General features: G+C 35.9%; 9 protein-coding genes. 7 read left to right on the plus strand and 2 right to left on the minus strand.

The window, feature by feature from the left end; all coding sequences use genetic code 11:
* The first annotated feature begins 43 nt into the window (after nucleotides 1-43).
* From yukD to essA, 5 genes are read left to right on the plus strand one after another with little or no spacing between them, the layout of a single operon-like run.
* On the plus strand, nucleotides 44-283 hold the full coding sequence (yukD, locus tag NiCM35_RS17985; protein WP_095330797.1) for an ESX secretion system protein YukD: 240 nt from the start codon (nucleotides 44-46) through the stop codon (nucleotides 281-283).
* Between the two features lie 14 nt (nucleotides 284-297).
* Complete coding sequence (essB, locus tag NiCM35_RS17990) at nucleotides 298-1,524, plus strand: type VII secretion protein EssB (RefSeq protein ID WP_433780366.1); 1,227 nt, start codon at nucleotides 298-300, stop codon at nucleotides 1,522-1,524.
* Nucleotides 1,525-1,571: 47 nt separating this feature from the next.
* Nucleotides 1,572-6,059 (plus strand): type VII secretion protein EssC, encoded by a 4,488-nt coding sequence (gene essC / locus NiCM35_RS17995; RefSeq protein ID WP_433780368.1) that lies wholly within the window; start codon nucleotides 1,572-1,574, stop codon nucleotides 6,057-6,059.
* Nucleotides 6,059-9,061: a type VII secretion protein EsaA gene (esaA, locus tag NiCM35_RS18000; protein WP_123258911.1), complete on the plus strand. Its 3,003-nt coding sequence runs from the start codon at nucleotides 6,059-6,061 to the stop codon at nucleotides 9,059-9,061. Before essC ends, esaA begins: the two co-directional genes overlap by 1 nt.
* Nucleotides 9,048-9,563, plus strand: coding sequence for a type VII secretion protein EssA (gene essA / locus NiCM35_RS18005; protein WP_164463960.1), 516 nt, complete (start codon nucleotides 9,048-9,050; stop codon nucleotides 9,561-9,563). The genes esaA and essA overlap by 14 nt, the downstream gene beginning before the upstream one ends.
* 87 nt (nucleotides 9,564-9,650) lie before the next feature.
* On the opposite strand, the gene NiCM35_RS18010 is transcribed toward essA, so the two are convergent.
* The gene (locus NiCM35_RS18010) at nucleotides 9,651-11,204 is read right to left on the minus strand and encodes an ABC-F family ATP-binding cassette domain-containing protein (RefSeq protein WP_047941682.1); all 1,554 of its coding nucleotides are present in this window, start codon (nucleotides 11,202-11,204) and stop codon (nucleotides 9,651-9,653) included.
* Between the two features lie 654 nt (nucleotides 11,205-11,858).
* Between NiCM35_RS18010 and NiCM35_RS18015 the strand changes: the two genes are divergently transcribed.
* On the plus strand, nucleotides 11,859-12,809 hold the full coding sequence (locus NiCM35_RS18015; RefSeq protein WP_171510286.1) for a glycoside hydrolase family 43 protein: 951 nt from the start codon (nucleotides 11,859-11,861) through the stop codon (nucleotides 12,807-12,809).
* A gap of 254 nt (nucleotides 12,810-13,063) precedes the next feature.
* Here the strand turns inward: NiCM35_RS18015 and NiCM35_RS18020 are convergent, their stop codons facing one another.
* Complete coding sequence (locus NiCM35_RS18020; RefSeq protein ID WP_095330810.1) at nucleotides 13,064-13,657, minus strand: LysE family transporter; 594 nt, start codon at nucleotides 13,655-13,657, stop codon at nucleotides 13,064-13,066.
* 826 nt (nucleotides 13,658-14,483) lie between these two features.
* Here NiCM35_RS18020 and NiCM35_RS18025 point away from each other — a divergent pair.
* The gene (locus NiCM35_RS18025; RefSeq protein ID WP_433780372.1) at nucleotides 14,484-19,946 is read left to right on the plus strand and encodes a 5'-nucleotidase C-terminal domain-containing protein; all 5,463 of its coding nucleotides are present in this window, start codon (nucleotides 14,484-14,486) and stop codon (nucleotides 19,944-19,946) included.
* Nucleotides 19,947-19,975 lie beyond the last annotated feature (29 nt).

Genomic DNA, 19,975 nt, shown 5'->3' on the forward strand with positions numbered 1-19,975 from the left:
TTTCTGTAAATGGAGGCGCTCTTTTCTTTTAAGAGGTGATGACATGTACATTGAAGTAACGGTAGATCTTTCTAAATATAATGGAGAATATTTAGAACTTCGACTCTCTGATTATCATACAGTGAAGAAGTTAGTGGATATTGCCTGGAAGACAACTAACAGGCTAGATACACCAAGAAATGGATATTGGATAAAGGTAATGAATAAAAAGAGAGTTTTTTCTGGAGAAAAGCGGTTAGCAGATATCGGAATAATGACAGGTGACAAGATTCAAATATTATAAAGGAGACAGCAAGTATGTCAAATGAACATGTATCATATATGGAAAAAAAGCTGGATGCTGTTATCCAGAAGGAAGACCAGCGAATTATATTTAATTATCAAATTGAGAAAATTAAGCTGAATCATTTGCTGGAAGCAGCTTTTCTAGAAGATATAGATAGTCAAGTTAAGAGAACTCTTAATAAGCATGAGGATTTATTACAGATAGAGGTTCAATTGCCTAAGTCTTTTATTTATAATCAAGGAATCTTCTCTTTGAAAAAAAAGGAACAATACATAATTGCTCATCAATTGCTTGAAAAGGTCCGCAATCACTCCTTATCCCGTCTTCATTTATTTATATGTCCAGAAAATATTGCTGTCGATCAAGGTTTGGCGCCTTATTTCCTCCATTATGGAGTAAAAGAAAGTATTCCTCCATATGAAGATAATAGGGAGGAAGAATGGCTGCAGCTGAAAGCAATGACAGCAGCATTGATTGATAATCAATATTCCTTTGAACAATATATTGCCTATTATGAAACATTGAAATTAAGTGAAGCAGCAGTTGCGATTATGAAAGCAAATAATTATGATGATCTGCAAGCTGTTCTTGATCAAGCTTTTTTACAGGAAAAAAAGGAATATGAACAGTTGGTCGAACTTCCGAAAAATAAGTGGAAGCAGATGAAATATGCCATTTGGGCAACTAGTATTTTATTAGTACCAGCAATTATTTACTCTATCTATACCCTGTTTTTTCTCCAGCCAAAACATAATCATATAATGGATGCCCAACAACACTTTTTAGCGGATGCTTACAGTGATGTAATCACTAGTCTCGAATCATATGATATTGATAGTTTGCCGACTGTTGCGCAATATGAATTAGCAACAGCCTATATATATAGTGCGGACTTATCCGATAAACAAAGGGATATTGTAAAAAATACAGTTACTCTTCAATCTGATTCTAATTATTATGAATACTGGATTAATATTGGAAGAGGGGACGCTGAAGCTGCCTTGGAGAATGCTCGCTTGCTAGAAGATCGCAGTCTTATCATGTATGCTTTGCTAGAGTATCAGGCCCATGTTCAGAGAGATGATTCGCTCACCAGTGAAGAGCGTCAGCAACAAATCGATAAAATTGAAAATGAGCTAAATAAATATGAGCAAGACATGAAAGAAGAATCTTCTCAAAAGGATACTCTTCTGAAAAAAGATCAGACAACAAAAGATCAAGGCCAGAATCCTAAATAAAGAAGAAAATATAAAAATAATAATAGCAACAATTGTGAGGTGATGTAATGTATACGCTGTTTGTTTTCCATGAACAAACCTATTATTCTATTAAATTAACAAAAAATAGCAGTATTACCATTGGTCCAGAATTTGGAGACAATATTACTCTTCCATCTTTCCCTTCTTCCATACTTGTAAAAGTGGGGGAAGATGACAGGGCGATATATAGGATAGGTTCGACTGAAACTGTGATGGGGACAGAGAAGTTTTATCAACTAAGCCTGGAAAGTCAAAGCCTTACGCTGTTTATGACAAGCAGGAAGAAGCTCGAAAAAACTTACTATATTGGAAATCAGTCTGAAGTAGTATGTATGGTAGAACCAGTTTCAAAGGATGAAGAATGCCATTTCGAAAAAAAATCTATTTACATAAAAAAAGCGCATATGCAACATGGCGCAAAAGGGCTTTCTTTAATAAAAAATCAGAAGTATTGGGAAATTATTTCTAGAGATTCTACAGTTTATCTAAATGGTCATTTGGTTTTAGACAAACAAAAGCTAGAGGTTGGCGATATACTCTTCTGGAATGGCATATATGTTACATTGATGGATCAGGATGTAATTCAAATAGAGAGCTTCTATGAATTTGAGTCATCTCTAAAAGAGATTTCCCTTCCTCAATCAGAGATGATGAAACGCTATCCGAATTATCGGAGGACACCTAGAATGCTGTATGAATTACCTAAGGAGAAAGTGCAGTTATCCTTTCCAGGTCAAGAATCGATGCAATCTAAAAGAAGTCTATGGCTAATCATTCTTCCACCTTTAGTGATGATGATCGTGATGGGACTTGTTGCTTTATTAATACCAAGAGGAATTTTTATTCTTATTTCCATTGTGATGTTCGCTATGACTATTATTACTTCCACGATTCAGTATTTTAAAGAAAAGACATCCAGAAAAGAGCAAGAAGAACGAAGAAAAAGAGTCTATTCTAATTATCTGGAAGAAAAAAGAAGGGAGCTTGAATCCTTAGCTTCAAAGCAGCGACAAGTACTGGAGTTTCATTTTCCTTCTTTTGAAAGAATGAAATATTTGACGGAACAGATTTCTGACCGAATCTGGGAGCGAAGTATAGATAGTAAAGACTTTTTACAATTTCGACTGGGGACAGGGGATGTTCCTGCAAGTTATCAAATAAGTGTAAACTCTGCTGATTTATCTAATCGGGAGATGGATGAATTGCTTGAAAGGTCAAAGCATCTGCAGAAGACCTATCAGCATGTGAAAAATCTTCCAATTACTGCCGATTTATCGAAAGGATCCATTGGTCTTATTGGTAAGATGTCCGTATTAAAGGGAGAATTGCACCAAATCATTGGGCAGCTTGCATTTTTTCATAGTTATCATGATGTACGATTTCTTTTTATTTTTCATGAGGAGGAATATAAGTATTGGGAATGGATGAAATGGCTGCCTCATTTTCAAATTCCTCAATCTTTTGCTAAAGGGTTTATTTATAATGAACAAACGAGGGATCAGCTATTGTCATCTATTTATGAATTGATCAGGGAAAGAGATGTGGATGAAACAGATGAAAAAACTCGTTTTGCTCCCCATTTTGTCTTTATTGTTACGAATCAGGAACTCCTAGCTGAACATGTAATTCTAGAATATTTAGAAGGCTCTTACAGTCATCTGGGCATATCTGCTATCTTTGCAGGTGAAGCAAAAGAAAGTTTCTCAAATAATATTCATACATTGATTCGATATGTGAACGGAAGACAGGGCGATATATTAATCCAAAATAAAGCCGCAGTGCAGATTCCTTTTAATTTGGATAATCATGCTTTAAATGGTAATGAAGAGTATGCCCGCATGCTTAAAACACTTAATCATCAGGTGGGGGTTACTAATTCTATACCAGAAACGGTTTCGTTTATGGAGATGCTTAAGGCAAAAGATGTTGATGAAATTCCAATTAAAGAAAATTGGCTCACAAATGAGTCTGCTAAAACATTGGCCGCTCCAATCGGACTGAAAGGTAAGTCTGATATTGTCTATTTAAATCTCCATGAAAAAGCTCATGGACCACACGGATTGTTGGCAGGTACAACTGGGTCGGGGAAAAGTGAACTTTTGCAAACATATATTTTATCACTTGCAGTTCATTATCATCCACATGAAGTAGCATTTTTACTCATTGACTATAAAGGTGGAGGGATGGCACAGCCATTTCGAAATATGCCACATTTGTTAGGTACTATTACCAATATTGAAGGCAGCAGAAACTTTAGTAATCGTGCTCTTGCTTCTATTAAAAGTGAACTTAAACGAAGACAGCGTTTGTTCGATAAATACGAAGTCAATCACATTAATGACTATACAAGCATGTATAAAAGGGGAGAAATTGAGGAGCCGCTGCCGCATTTATTTCTTATTTCTGATGAATTTGCTGAATTAAAGAGCGAGGAGCCTGATTTCATTAAAGAACTGGTAAGTGCTGCTCGAATAGGGAGAAGTTTAGGGGTTCATCTAATATTGGCAACACAGAAGCCAGGTGGAGTAATTGATTCTCAAATCTGGAGTAACGCTCGTTTCCGCATTGCCCTTAAGGTTCAAAATGCAGAAGACAGCAGGGAGATTTTAAAGAACAGTGATGCAGCCTCTCTTACTATTACTGGTAGGGGCTATCTGCAAGTCGGCAATAATGAGGTGTATGAATTATTCCAATCTGCATGGAGCGGTGCGAATTATCAAGAAGATACTTCACAAATGGAAGATGAAATTGCAATTGTATCGGATCTAGGGTTAATTCCTTTATCAGAGTTATCCGTACAGGAAAAAACGAAAGTGCAAGCAAGCAGTGAGATTGATGTTATTGTGGGAAAAATAGAAGAGCTACAAAAGGAGCTTCAGCTAACAAAACTATCAAGTCCATGGCTTCCGCCTTTATCTCCAAGAATATATCGTCCAGATTATCAGCCTGATGAGAACTACAGAAAAATTAATCTGGCTATGATAGATGATCCTGAAGCGCAAAGTCAATCGATCTATCCCTATACTTTGCTAGAAGACGGAAATGTTGGAGTCTTTGGCACATCTGGCTATGGAAAAACGCAGAGCTTAATTACTCTTCTTATGGGAATTGCAGAAAATTATTCTCCAGAAGAGGTCCATTTTTATTTAATGGATTTTGGCAATGGTGGATTAATGCCTCTTAAGCAACTTCCTCATGTCGGTGAATTATTCTTAATGGATGAACAGCAAAAAATCAATAAATTTATGGCTATTTTGCAGAATGAGATAAATCTAAGAAAACAGCTTTTTCAGCAAACAGAAGTAAGTTCTATCTCTATGTATAATCAGCTAAATGATGAGACGCTTCCAGTGTGGTTTATCGTGATTGATAATTACGATATTGTCAAAGACGAAATGGCTGATTTAGAAGCACAGATAAATCAATTCGCTCGGGATGGTCAATCATTAGGAATATATATGTTCTTTGGCGCTACTCGTGTAAGTTCCATTAGACCATCTTTGATGAATAATTTAAAGACGAAAATAGTGCATTACTTAATGGACCATACAGAAGCTTATTCTATTTTGGGAAGAATTCCTTATGAACCCGAGCCTATTCCAGGCAGGGCTATTATAAAAAAAGAAGGCACATATTTTACGCAGATTTTACTGTCTTGCATTGGTGATAATGATTTCGACCAGCTAACGGAACTCAAGGCATCCATTCAAAATCTACGAGAGAAATATGAATCCTGTCGAACTCCTCAAAGGGTTCCAATGCTTCCAAAAGAGTTAACTAACATTAGCTTTAAGGAATATATAAAGGAAGAAACTTCAGTCGGTCTCTTACCTATTGGTTTAGACGAAGAATCTGTCCAGCCTGTATTTGTTGATTTTCATGCTATGAATCATTTCATGATTTTAGGCCAAGCACAAAAAGGAAAGACAAATGTTATTAAGCTACTTATAAACCATGCCATCCAACAAGGTATGGAAGGAATTGGAATATGGGATTCTATCAATCGCGGGTTAGCTTATTTAGCGGAAGATGACCGGGTTCAATATCTAACAGATCGAGGTACTGTTGCTAAATGGCTAGAATCTACTGAAGCCATGCTTTTAGAAAGAAATCGTCAATATGATAAGGCGATTTTAGAAGGAAAGGCACTTCCGATCTTTACTCCTTTGTTGTTTGTTGTAGATGGATATGGAAGATTACTTCAGGAAATAGACAATAGAATGCAGGAGATGATTGTGAGACTAATGAAAAATTATAGTCACTTAGGGTTTCAGATTGTAGTTTCAGGCAGTACTAATGAATTAACAAAAGGCTATGATCCGTTAACTTTAGAAATAAAGCAAATTAGGCAGGCATTGTTGCTAATGAAGAAATCGGAACAATCCTTGTACACTTTGTCATATGAGCGTAAGGAACCAGAAATCCAGCCTGGCTATGGATATTATGTAAAAAATGGGCTTGAGAGAAAAATTCAAATTCCTTTAGTGCTTATGGAGAGGAAGGTATATTCTTGATGGGAAAAGTGAAATTGTGGAAGATGGTTATTGCCCTGGTTGTTATAATTGGTGTTCCAGTATTATTTTTTCAGCTGATTGGAGATCATCCATTTTTGGAGAAGCCAAATACAACCAAAACAATTGCAATTGTGAATGAAGATGCTGGTGTTGATATTGCTGGAGAACATAGACTTTTAGGGGGAGATGTCTCTTCCATTCTCTCCAACGAGTCTTCTTTTCAGTGGACTGTTGTTTCTAGAAGCGCTGGAGAGAATGGATTAAGGAATAAGAAATATGATGCTGTCATCTATATTCCATCTAATTTCTCTGAACAAGTGATGGCATATGAAGAAGAGAATCCAAGTAAAGTGACATTTAAATATAATGTTCAAAGTCAGTTAAATGCAGTAAATACTGAAAAAGTAAATTTGGAGATAGAAAGGGCTACAAAGCGGGCAAATGAACGTATCAGTTCCTTATATTGGAATTATGTAGCGAAAGATATGGAAATGGTACGCTCTGAATTTGAAGAAATTTTGCAAAAGGAAATAGACTTTCAGCAGACTATGCTAGCTTTCTATAAACCAAGTTCCAAGAATCTTGCTGATGAGATTTTAGAACAAGAGGGCGTATTAAAGTCCATGAAGTCATCTATAGAACAAATTGGCACGCAAAGTGATAGTCAGAATCAATCTATGAAGTCATTTTCTGAGGATTTAAGCAGTTTAGTTGACTATATCAAGGCATATGAAGAGTATCAGCAACAACAAAAACAAAAATTGACAGACTTGCAGACTACTGCTCTTTCTACAGTACAGTCAGCGACAGAAGCTTCATCTCCTTATTTTGCGGAACAGTCACTTTTTCTGTCTGAGAATAACCAACAATTAATGAGCAACGTTAATTCCGTTTATGAAAAGCTAGACAATAGTAAACGGCTATTAACATTACTAAAAGAAAATAGATTACTGGCTTTGGATAAACAAAGGGAAGCAATTCTTGACTATCAGAGCAGAATGCTAGATTATTACAAGCAATTAATTGATACAGAATCCTTGAATTCTTTTCAAGAAAAGATAGTGAAAACCAAAGAAAAATTAGCAGAAGGGGAAGGTAGCTTGTTACCAGAAGCACCGCCAGAAAATCCAGAATCTCCTAATTTGCCGACATCTGATGAAGATAAGGATACGGACGACCAAACAGGAGAAGAGTTTGTATTAAAAAGTACGCAACATACAAAGGGAAATTCAAATACTGATAATGGAGCAAACAGGGAAACGAAAAGTTTGTCTGCAGAAGAGCAGTTAGCACAAATGGAAGAATTATTGAAAAAACTTCATGAATATATACAGGCAGATCAACAAATTCCTGATGAAAGTAAGAGTCAGTTTGAAATACAATTAAAGGACATTCAAAAAAACTTGCAGGATGTGAAGCAATCACTTAAAACGAGTGACGAGGGTAACAATCAAATTATTCAGCAATTAAAAGAAAAAATTGCTGCACTTCTCACTGACAATGAAACGCTGGCAAATACGATCAAAGAGCTTACAGAAAATAAAAATTCTCTTACCGAAGAGAACAGATTGCTGAAAGAATATATAGAATCTCTCATAGAAGTAAATGATGAATTGCGAGAACAGCTGACACTTCTTACAAACAATATGAATTCTATTATAGCTAGAATAGAAGAGAAAGAAGAGGCAATTTTAGCATCACCAGCACTGTCCGGGGATAGAAGACTTATCCTTGAAACTTGGTTCCATAAGGAATTTCTTACTGGAGATATTATGGATTTGCTCTATTACTATGCTTATCTAGATCAATATGAAACGACGTTGAACAATATGCTTTCTGAGAACAAAGCAAAGAGCGAAGTAATGAAAAACGAACAATTCCTTACAGAACTTACAAGGATTTTTCAATTAACAGATGCGGAAACAACTGACTGGACAAATGTGGAAGCAGAAATACCGACAATTGGAGATGGCTTAACAGCACTTCAAGACCAATTTGTTGTATTCTTGGCTAAATCAAAGGAAAGCCTTGACACACATCACACAGAATTAACTCAGAATTTATCCGAGATTAAAACAGAAGGGGAAGCATTACTTCAGCAAATACAGCAAGGGGAACAAACTACGACACATGAACCAGGATCGGCAAAGGGAACTCAACTGGTAACGGTACATTCACAGATCATCGAGCAAGTGAATGCTATTCATTCTTCCATAAAAGACGCAGGAAAGCACCAGCAGACTGTTATTGACCATACGAATGAACTGCATGATGAAGTTTCGTTTGTACAGACAGATGCAGATGCCTTAAATAATAAATGGGCTGTAAATGTAGATTCAACAAGAAAAATAAAGGATGATGTCTTTAGTGTTCTGCAAAATGCATTTATTGAAGGACGCTCTAAAGGTGACGTTTATAATTTCTTATCTAGTCCACTACAATTAACAGCTGGTGCAAGTGAAGTAAAACAGGAAAAAAATATTCCGCCTGTGGTTATTATGTTTATTGTTTTAATTAGCAGCTTACTAATTGGGTATACAACCTATTACTTTAAACGTATTCCATTGTGGTTCCGTGGAACCGTCTTTCTTTTACTTAATTTGATTGTCGGCTTTGTGATTAGTTTATATGGATTAAATATCTATGAACTCTCTCAAGCCAGTACGATGCAATGGACTGTATTTACTATCCTTTTATTATTGGTGAGTTCTAGCATAATTGCAGTCAGTTTTGCAGCACAAAAACTTCTTGGTTTATTCCTTACAGTCGGATTAATTATTTTATATGTAACACCGCTATTAGCTTTAACAACACCGAATTTCAGTTATGATGATCCGATGTCCAAAGTTTATATGTCTATTCAATATGGAACGCAATCGTTATTTGCTCCGGCAGCTATCATTCTATTGATTGGGTTACTGATACTGATAGGAGTACAAATTCTTATAGAAAGATGGAAAAGCAATGAAATAGAGGATGATTCGAGAAATGAATCGATATAGTAAACATATCTTTCTTAGTCTAATCTTAATTGTAATCATGGCTATCTTCAGTTGGCTGACCGAGCAAACGGCAAGGGCAGATTCTATGATTGATAGATTACAGCCTAATGAATACGAAAGCGGTCGTAATCAAAAGAATACAGATTTTCTAAAAGAATCGAGCCAATCATCTAAGACAGATGGTTTAACTGCAGAAAAACGTGCTATTTCTTTTGATGGAAGCAAAGCAAATGACCATGACAAATGGAAAGGACAGCTTTTTACACAAAAGGTGGAAACAGGCAGTAGCATTACTAGGAAAGCAGAGGAGCTTCAGTTATTTACAGATGATGAAGAGAATGTTCACTACAGAGTGGACAGTGTAGGAGCGGAAAATTCTACAGAGCTATCGATGGCTTTATTAATAGGCATTTTAATTAGCATCTGTCTGTTGCTTCTCATCTTTATATTATTTGTATTTTACCGGAGTAATCTGAAAGTAATGAGGAAAGGAAACCTGTAAGATAAAACATTGATGTATATAGCTGGGATATAAAGATTAAGGGGTACCCAATTGGATTCTATTCATTTGAGTACCCCTCAATTTTATTTAAAATACTTTCGTTGTCCAATCTTCACAATTCCAAATATCTGTCGCAATTTCACGATAGAAATCAGGTTCGTGGGATACCATTAAGATGCTTCCGCGATATTCCTTTAAAGCACGCTTCAATTCTTCTTTTGCATCTACATCTAAGTGATTGGTAGGTTCGTCTAGTATTAATAAATTCGTTTCTGTGTTTAAAATCTTGCACAAGCGAACCTTGGCTTTTTCTCCACCAGAAAGGACTTCAATTTTACTTTCAATATGCTTCGTTGTTAATCCACATTTTGCAAGAGCAGCACGGACTTCTGCTTGATTCATACTTGGGAATTCGCTCCAGATTTCTTCGATACAAGTGTTGTAGTTGGATTCTTTCACTTCTTGCTCAAAGTAACCAATATGTTGATAATCACCGCGCTCTACTTTACCCGAAAGAGGATTAATCAAGCCGAGAATACTTTTTAAAAGCGTAGACTTACCAATACCGTTTGCCCCAACGAAGGCAATTTTTTGTCCCCGTTCCATTTTTAGATTAAGAGGGCGAGAAAGTGGTTCATTATAACCAATAACAAGATCCTCCGTCTCGAAAATCCAACGACTGGCTGCGCGAGCTTCTTTGAATTTAAACTCAGGTTTTGGTTTTTCCTTCCCTAATTCAATAATGTCCATTTTGTCGAGCTTCTTTTGACGAGACATGGCCATATTACGAGTCGCAACACTTGCTTTGTTACGAGCAACGAAATCTTTCAAATTAGCGATTTCTTGTTGTTGACGCTTGTAAGCAGACTCTAGTTGCTGCTTTTTCATTTCATATATTTTTAAGAAGTTATCATAGTCGCCAGCATAGCGATTCAATTCTTGGTTTTCCATGTGGTAAATCAAGTTAACAACACTGTTCAAGAAAGGAATGTCATGGGAAATCAAGATAAATGCATTCTCATATTCCTGTAAGTAGCGTTTCAACCATTCGATATGCTGTTCATCCAAGTAGTTTGTAGGCTCATCTAGTAATAGAATTTCAGGCTTTTCTAGTAATAGCTTAGCCAGCAAAACCTTCGTGCGTTGTCCACCGCTAAGATCAGCTACATCACGATCTAGTCCGACATCGTCTAATCCTAGACCACGAGCAACTTCCTCGACTTTCGCATTAATTTGGTAGAAATCATTACTATCTAGCGTTTCCTGCAGCTCTCCCACTTCTGCAAGTAATGCATCAATATCAGCACCTTCATCACCCATTTTTGCATAAAGCTCATTAATCTCTGTTTCCGCATCAAAAAGATATTGAAAAGCAGTGCTTAGCGCTTCACGCATCGTCGTCCCTTTTTGAAGGACTGCATGCTGATCTAAATAACCAACACGGACTTTTCGTGACCACTCAATTTTCCCTTCATCAGGCTGTAGCTTTCCAGTAACAATATTCATGAAAGTAGATTTACCTTCACCATTTGCCCCAACTAGTCCAACGTGTTCTCCTTTTAAAAGCCGAAAAGACACATCATTAAATATTGCACGATCCCCGAAACCGTGACTTAAATTTTTTACGTTTAATACGCTCATTTTTTAACCCCTTTTCTACTATCACATGTTGATATCATACTTGATTTTGGATGGATTTTCTAACTGGAAATTTATATTGTCTAAAATGTCTTTTGATTTGGATGGTAAAGGAACTTTCACCGTTTTTTATTGATTCTATATGGAAATCTTTTTCTTGCTTCTCATAATAGGATAAAAATCTATTATACAATATGATAAGAGGTTTTCCCATATGGGAATAGTTGAATAAAAAATGAAATAATTGGTTGATGACTAAAAAGAAATTTAGAGGGTACATTCCATCGTAAGGCGAAAAGATAGAGCGGCTAAACATATAATAATCTATGTGATCTAAAAAAAGTGCAGCCTATTCATACTCTTTGGTAATTTTAAAGGAAAAGAAAGAATTGTAGAGAATAAATAGATTAGATAAGTAAAAGAGAGAGTAGGGATATGTATGGAATTCGGGGATTAATGAAACTATAAATATTCGTTTAGGAGATTAATAGAATAAAAATTATATATTTTCGATGAAGCGGGGGATTCTAAACAAACGGGGAGATAATGAAGAAGCAGAGCTTGCTCCTTATCTGATCATAGCTATTGATAGGGAGAAAAATGAAAACCCTTACTTTACGGATGATTTCAACATAAAAAAGGATAGTGGAGGAAATGATGAGCAAATTAACTTTTTATAACCCAATTCTAGAACCTGGGGCAGATCCCTGGGTGTATAAAGATAACAATACTTACTATTTTATGGTAACGAAAAGGACAAGACTTGATTTATGGAAGTCACCCACATTAAGTGGAATAGCAAAAGGAAGTTGTAAAACGATTTGGTCTGCTCCGAATGAAGGAATCAATTGTGCAAATATTTGGGCTCCAGAAATTCATCGAATAAATGGGAAATGGTTTATATATTTCACCGCGAATGACGGAATAGGCGATGATCAATCAAGGAAGATTTTTGTGCTAGAGAATTCGGCGGAAGACCCGTTTAACGGGGATTGGGTAGAAAAAGGATATGTAAATACAGAATACCCTGGTTTAGATGGAACGATTTTTGAACATAAAAGTCGACTTTATTTTATATATGCTGGATATGGGAACTTTCCTGAGTATGGATCAGCTCTCTATATAGCTGAGATGGAAAATCCGTGGACACTTACTGGTCCGAATGTTTTATTGTCAAAACCTGAGTATGATTGGGAAAAGCAAGGTGGAATGGCGATTAATGAGGGACCAGTAATGTTAAAGAGGAATAATAAGTTGTTTCTAATCTATTCTGCTAGTACCACTTGGTCAGATGATTATAGTTTGGGGATGTTAACCATTTCAGAAAATGAGGATGTTATGAATCCCGAAGTTTGGCTTAAATCTACAGAGCCTGTGTTTAAGAAAAGTATCGAAAATAAGGTATTTGCTCCTGGCCATAATAGTTTTACACAATCCCCTGATGGCACAGAAGATTGGATTGTATATCATGCTATCTCCGAATCAGAAGGAGGCAGCCAGCGACGAAGTACCCGAATTCAAAAATTCAATTGGAATGCCGATGGTTCTCCTAATTTTGGAATCCCATTATGTACATCAACACCGATTACCATTCCTTCTGGTGAGTGATAAGGAGGGAACAGAGAAATTTGGTATGAGCATAGTGTTGCAGCGGAATTTTCCAAAAGATAATGATTTTAAAAGTAAAGGGATATAGATGAATTTTTTCGATTGTTTTTTTAGAGCTGGTTTTAAAGACAAGCTCTTGGAACAGTCTCTTATTATCTATGCTTTATCGTTTTGAAATTTTTTTAAGAAGGAAGAGTTCAGCAAGAAAAATTGGAGGGGGATTAACCACCCTCCTTCTTGTCGTATGTATGAATTTAATGTAAAACAATGGAAATAGCGCTATATATTAATAACAAGGCCATTATGATATTAAATGGCTTCTGATATTTTGATAATGACTTCTGAAAGATGGAGCCAAATATACTCCAACATAATGAGCTTAGAAATCCGATAATCCCTAAAAATAATGAAAAGATAAAATAACTAAAGTAAGAAGTGTAGTAAGGCAATATAAAGGTTGATACAACTGTAATCCCATACAAAATTCCTTTTGGATTAATAAATTGTATCAAAACGCCGATTAAAAAAAGATTTTTGTTTGTCTCATCATTTTTTTCATTATTATTATGGATGCTTTTACTCGTAAGTGTTTTATAAGCTAAGTAAAGAATATAGCCGACACCTAAAATAGTTAATGGTAACTTTATAATGGGCAGGATACTTATAAGCAAAAGATTAAAAATACTACACATCAAAGCTAAAACAAAAAAGCCAGCTGAAACTCCCAAACTGAACTTAATAGTTTTTTTAAATCCATATTTATTAGCAAACGACATTGCCATAAAATTATTTGGACCTGGAGTAAAGCTGCTAACTAATACAAACAAAAGGAATGATAAAAAGGGCATATTTAACCTCCATTTCTACTTGATATATTGTAATCTATGAAGATTACAATATACCACACTTTTGTTATATTATACAAAGTAGTGATGAGGAGTTTTTCCATTATGTCTGGAGTCATTCTCATTTTCAAAATACGGATCCAATTTAGGGCTGAATTTTTTAATTCAGCTTTTTTTAGTCGTAAACTTGCTTATTTTATTTTTATTCATGTAGGAAGTATATCTAAATATCTAAAGGAATGCTGATTTATAAATAGGAGTTTGTTACTAGTTTTTTTATTTGGTATCAAAAAAATTAGACAGAAGAAGTTGGACTTTTTAAAGATTGTTATTCCGAATTCATGTTATAGAAAACGTTTTTTTATTAAAAAAAACTTATTCATATTACGACAAATAGCATTAAAATTCTATTTTTTTTGTAAATTCTTTATATTTTTGAAAATGTATCTTGTTATGCGATTTATATCATTATACAATGATTCACGGATAGGTTTGTTATATTTTAATAGTAAAAATATAACTTATTATCCTTCGATTAGTTGTATAGGTGTTTAGGCCTATAACATTTTATGAGCTACAACTATATTGTAAGAAAAAGGATGTGACAAAGAAACTAGCTAATTTTGCAGTGGTACAGTGGATTGTGAAAAAGTTATGGATGGGAAGCTGAATATGGAAAACTACTATTCTATTGGGATAATTTTCTAACAGGACTAGGACCTTAGTAGTTCATCTTCAGAATCTTGTATGTGTCATTTTCAAACAAGATAGTCTCCTTTCGAGACGTCCGAATCATGAAGCTAATCTAAAAAATATGAGGAGAAAAAACATGAAAAGAAGAAATAAGAGGAATCTTAGTGTTATTACGATAATTGCTATACTTTTTAGTTTATTCTCACCAGTAGCTAATCTAAATGTAAAGGCAGAAACGGTTGTAGCTACAGATTTGATTATCTCAGAATATATCGAGGGAAGCAGCTTTAATAAGGCGATTGAGTTATATAACGGAACTGGCGCTGATCTTGATTTAAGTCAGTACAGCCTTGGAATTCATACAAATGGTGCAGAGAAAATTTCCCATAAGCTCTCACTAAACGGTACATTAAAAAATGGCGAAACTTATGTTATTTATCACGGTCAAGCCGATGAAAAAATAAAGGCAAAAGGAAATCTAGAAAATTCGACGGTAATTAATTTTAATGGTAACGATCCTCTTGTTCTATTAAAAGGAGAATCTATTATTGATTCACTTGGCCAAGTTGGTTCGAATGCTGATTTTGCTAAAGACGTTACGTTAATTAGAAATAGTGATGTTTTATCTGGTGACAAAAATATTAAAGATAGTTTTGATCGAAATGTAGAATGGACGAACAAAGGAATTAATTCCTTTGATAATCTTGGCATACATACTTTTGGTACAGCTGCTCCTGAAGAGCCAACTGAACCTGCAGAACCAGAACCTGCTATTTCGATCGCAGATGCTCGTGAACTTGGCACTGGTAAAACAGTTACGATAGAAGGAATTGTGACAACAAATTCAGGACTTTGGGGAAGCGAAACTTTTTATATGCAAGATTCCACTGCTGGAATGTATGTTTATGCTAGCCCTAAATCTGTTAAGCCAGGAGAGAAGATAAAAATAACGGGCGTATTGAAGACATATAAAAATGAACTGGAAATTGAACCAGAAAGTCTTGATATCGTGTCTTCAGACAATGATCTGCCAGAAGCGCAGTCTGTTACGGAAGTAACTGATTCCACACAAGGTGAATTGCTTACATTACAAAATGTTACAATCTCTGAAATGACAAAGGATAGCTATGGCACTGCTACATTCCAAGCTGTATTTGAAAGTGGAGAAAAGGTACGTGTTATCCACGATAATCGTACAGGTTCCACTTATGATGACTTAATCAAGCAATACAAAGAAGGAGATAAAGTTCATCTTACCGGAATCGGATCAATCGATGAAACGGGGTATCATCTAAAAACTACTGGTCTTAATAGCTATGATTTAGTGAATAAGCCAGCCGTTTACTCCACACAAACACCAGGGGTAGTCCCAGCTGGTACAGAGGTTGAATTGAATTCTGGTCTAGAAGATGCAGCTATTTACTACACAACAGATGGTTCTACACCAACTGAAAAAAGTACAAAATACACACAGCCAATCTCTTTAAAAACGGGTGAAACTACGATTAAAGCAATTGCTGTAACAAATGGTACAGTAAGTGATGTATTTAGCTTTACTTTTAAAATTCTAAATACGGAAAATCTCCGTATCCATGATATACAAGGAAAAGGGCATATTTCTGAATATAATGGTTCTTCTGTTACGGACATAACTGGTGTTGTAACCCATGTGTTTGGGTCAAGCAGTTTTGTTATGCAGGATGTGGATGGAGCAGATACAGATATCGAAACATCTGAAGCAATTGAAGTATACAAGTCCTCTCACGGGGTTTCTGTTGGAGACAAAGTTTCCGTTAATGGAACTGTTACGGAATATGGCGGAGGAGCTAATCTGTCCAAAACACAAATTACCGCAACATCCATTACTAAAGATGGGACGGCTGAACTACCAGCTCCACTTATTATTGGGAAAGATATTTTTCCTCCAAACAAAGTAATTGATAATGATGAAATGACATCTTTTGATCCAGATGAAGATGGAATTGACTTTTGGGAATCTCTTGAATATATGCGTGTATCATTCCCAAATGCACTAGTAGTAGGACCACCGTATTCGAATGATGTGCCTATTATTGTGGAAAGCACGACGAATAATACGTTAAATAATCAAGGTGGATTAAATATTGCTGAAGACGATTATAACCCAGAAAAAATCTTTTTAGATAATGTGGGAAGTGATTTCCAGCAAGGTGATAAGTTTAATGGTGATGTTATCGGTGTCGTAACCTATTCAAGTAATGGTTATCAATTATCTGTTAATAAAAACGAATTACCTACTTTAACAAAATCCAATTTAACACAAGAAGTTACTCATATTGTCCCGGCAGAGGATAAATTAACCGTGGCTTCATACAATATTGAGAATTTCTCTAATAATAAAGCAAACACTCCAGATGCCAAAGTAGCTAAAATTGCCAAGTCATTTGTAGAAAACATGAAATCTCCTGATATTATTACGTTAGTAGAGGTTCAGGATAATGATGGAGAAACTGATTCAGGAAACTCTGATGCATCAGAAAGCTATCAACGTTTAATCAATGCAATTGTTGCTGCAGGTGGTCCAGCATATAAATGGATAGACGTGGCTCCTGTAAATAACACAAACGGTGGAGCTCCTGGTGGCAATATTCGTGTTGGTCATCTTTACAACCCTGAACGTGTAACATTGGTTGAAGGAACGAAGGGAAAAGCAACGGAAGCAAATGGATGGACGGAAACAGGGAACCTTACATTAAACCCAGGTGTTATTAACCCAGAAGCATTTACTAACACACGTAAACCACTTGCTGCAGAATTTGAATTTAAAGGTCAGCGTGTTGTAGTAATCGGAAACCATTTGAATTCTAAAGGTGGAGATCAAACTTTATGGGGAGCTAACCAGCCGCCTGTACTGTCTTCTGAAGCAGAGCGCATCAAGCTTGCCCAAGAAGTAAACAACTTTATTAAAGAAGGGCTTGTCAAAAACCCTAACTTAAATGTGGTTGTAACTGGAGACATGAATGATTTTGAATTTACACCGGCTCTTAAGGCTTTAAAGGGTGAGATTTTAACAAATATGGTGGAAAAGGTTCCAGCTGAAGATCGTTTCTCCTACTTCTTCCAAGGTAACAACCAAGTACTAGACCATATTTTAGTAACAAATAGATTAGCAAATGTAACAACGGCTGATATGATTCATATTAACGCAAACTTTACGGAAGCAACTGGACAAGCATCTGACCATGATCCAGTAATGGTTCAACTTGATTTATCTAATTTACCAGAAGTACCTGATTTAACTATTATGCATACTAATGATATCCACTCAGCTTTGGATAACATACCGAAGACAGTTACTGCGGTAAAAGAAATAAGAGCAGCAAATCCAGATGCCCTTCTCCTTCATGCAGGAGACCAATTTACAGGGACCTTATACTTTAATGAATTCCAAGGAAAAGCTGATTTAGCGATGCTGAATTTGCTTGGCATTGATGCAATGACCTTTGGAAACCATGAATTTGATTTAGGATCTTCTGCAGAAGGTCATCAAGCGCTAGCTGACTTTATTAAGGGAGCAAACTTCCCATTTGTCAGTGCGAATGTTGATTTTTCGAAAGATGGGAAATTTACTGGACTTCAGAACAAATCGATTGAATCGAATAGTGAAAACGGAAAGATATATAATGGCATTGTCAAAGAGGTAAACGGAGAGAAAGTTGGGATTTTTGGATTAACGACAGCGGAAACGGCGGATATTTCTAGCCCAGGATCGATTGCTTTTGAAAACTATTTGAAAGAAGCAGAAATAGCAGTAGAAGCTTTTGAAGAAGCAGGGGTAAATCGAATTGTTGCCTTGACCCATATTGGATATGACGATAATGCAGCAATTGATAATGATTTAATTCTTGCGGAAAAAGTAGAAGGTATTGACGTGATTGTCGGTGGTCATAGCCATACAACATTGGAGAAACCAGTAATAGTAGACGAGGATGAAACACCTACGCTAATTGTTCAAACTGGTAACTCAAACAGCAATCTTGGCGTTGTAAATGTAACTTTTGATGAAAATGATGTAGTGAAGACTTATGACGGTCACTTAGTAGCTATCGGTGCTCAAGAAGAGGATGAAGAAGCTGTTAAAGTATTGGAGCCATTTAAAGAGAAAATTAATCAAGTGGCAAAAACGGAAATCGGCGTGTCCTCACCAATTGCATTAGAAAGTCCACGTACGAATGGCGATGATACAAAACCAAGTGTCCGCAAGAATGAAACGATTTTAGGGAACTTGATTACTGATGGAATGCTTGAGAAGTCAAGAACGTTCACTGGTAAAAATATTATTATGGCCCTGCAAAATGGGGGGGGAATCCGTGCAGCAATTGATAAAGGACCAATCACTGTTGGTGAAATAATCACGGTCCTTCCATTTAACAACACATTAGCAACTATGGATGTAACAGGTGCTGAGCTAAAAGAGGCATTTGAAATTTCTTTAGGTCAGTATCCAACAGAAAATGGTGGTTTCTTACATGTAGCGGGTGGAAAAGTTGTATATGATGAAACAAAACTACCTGGAGAGCGAATTGTATCTGTTTCCTATTTAAATGAAGCTGGTAAATATGTAGAAGTACAAGATGATACGATGTACACAATTGCTACAAATGCATTTACTGCCAAAGGTGGAGACGGCTATGACGTTTTTGCTAAAGCTTATGCAGAAGGACGCGTTACAGACTTAGGACTATCTGATTGGGAAAACTTCCGTGACCATTTAGTAAGTATTGGAAGCGAGGGAATTCCTACTGAAGTAGAAGGCAGAATTATTGATGTGAGTCAGGAGCCAGGAGAAGAGCCAGGAGAAGAGCCGGGTGAAGAACCAGGTAAAGAGCCAGGACAAGGACCTGGAGAAAAGCCAGGCAATAAGCCAGGAGAAAAACCTGGTAACTCAAATAAAGTAAAAGAAATTAAACCGAAAGTAATAAAGGATGGTAGCAAGTATAAGATTAGTGATTCTGCCCTTGCAAATATTGCGGATAATGCTGTAGTTGTTATCAAACTGGATAACAAAATCAATGCAACATTTACATTAACAAAAGAGCAAGTCCAAGCTTTACAGAAAGCAGGAGCATCGATTGTAGTAAGTAATGGAAATGTAGAAGTACAAATCCCTGCCTCCGTTCTTCCGTTAGCTGAAAACGTAAATATTAACGTGAAGAAAATGGAAGTAAAAGGTTCCATTATTGCTTATGACTTTACAATAGAAGCTGATGGGAAAACGTACCATGAATTTGATGATAAAGTGAAACTCACATTTAAAGTTGATCCAAAACAAGTCAAAAATCCTAAAAATGTAAAAGTTTATTATTGGAATGAAAAAGCAGGAAAATGGGAATTGATTGGTGGAGACTATAAGAACGGCAAGGTGTCCGTTTATACGGATCACTTTAGTACGTATGGTGTATTTGAAGGACAGCCAAAGTCTTCTAATGTTCCAGCTCATCAAGCTAATGAGCTTCCAGATACAGCGACAAACAACTTTAATATTTTAGTTGCAGGGTTTATGTTACTTATAGTTGGTATTGGTTTGTATTTTGTGAAGAGAAGAAAAACAAATTTTTAAGAAGTAATTAGTAATTGATTTTTATTAAT

Source organism: Niallia sp. M35 (assembly GCF_050971705.1).
Classification (GTDB): Bacteria; Bacillota; Bacilli; order Bacillales; family Cytobacillaceae; genus Niallia; species Niallia circulans_A.

Coding starts and splice junctions, on each gene's coding strand:
- essA (WP_164463960.1), top strand. CDS start 9,048: ATGAATCGATATAGTAAACATATCTTTCTTAGTCTAATCTTAATTGTA.
- essC (WP_433780368.1), top strand. CDS start 1,572: ATGTATACGCTGTTTGTTTTCCATGAACAAACCTATTATTCTATTAAA.
- NiCM35_RS18015 (WP_171510286.1), top strand. CDS start 11,859: ATGAGCAAATTAACTTTTTATAACCCAATTCTAGAACCTGGGGCAGAT.
- esaA (WP_123258911.1), top strand. CDS start 6,059: ATGGGAAAAGTGAAATTGTGGAAGATGGTTATTGCCCTGGTTGTTATA.
- NiCM35_RS18010 (WP_047941682.1), bottom strand. CDS start 11,204: ATGAGCGTATTAAACGTAAAAAATTTAAGTCACGGTTTCGGGGATCGT.
- yukD (WP_095330797.1), top strand. CDS start 44: ATGTACATTGAAGTAACGGTAGATCTTTCTAAATATAATGGAGAATAT.
- NiCM35_RS18025 (WP_433780372.1), top strand. CDS start 14,484: ATGAAAAGAAGAAATAAGAGGAATCTTAGTGTTATTACGATAATTGCT.
- essB (WP_433780366.1), top strand. CDS start 298: ATGTCAAATGAACATGTATCATATATGGAAAAAAAGCTGGATGCTGTT.
- NiCM35_RS18020 (WP_095330810.1), bottom strand. CDS start 13,657: ATGCCCTTTTTATCATTCCTTTTGTTTGTATTAGTTAGCAGCTTTACT.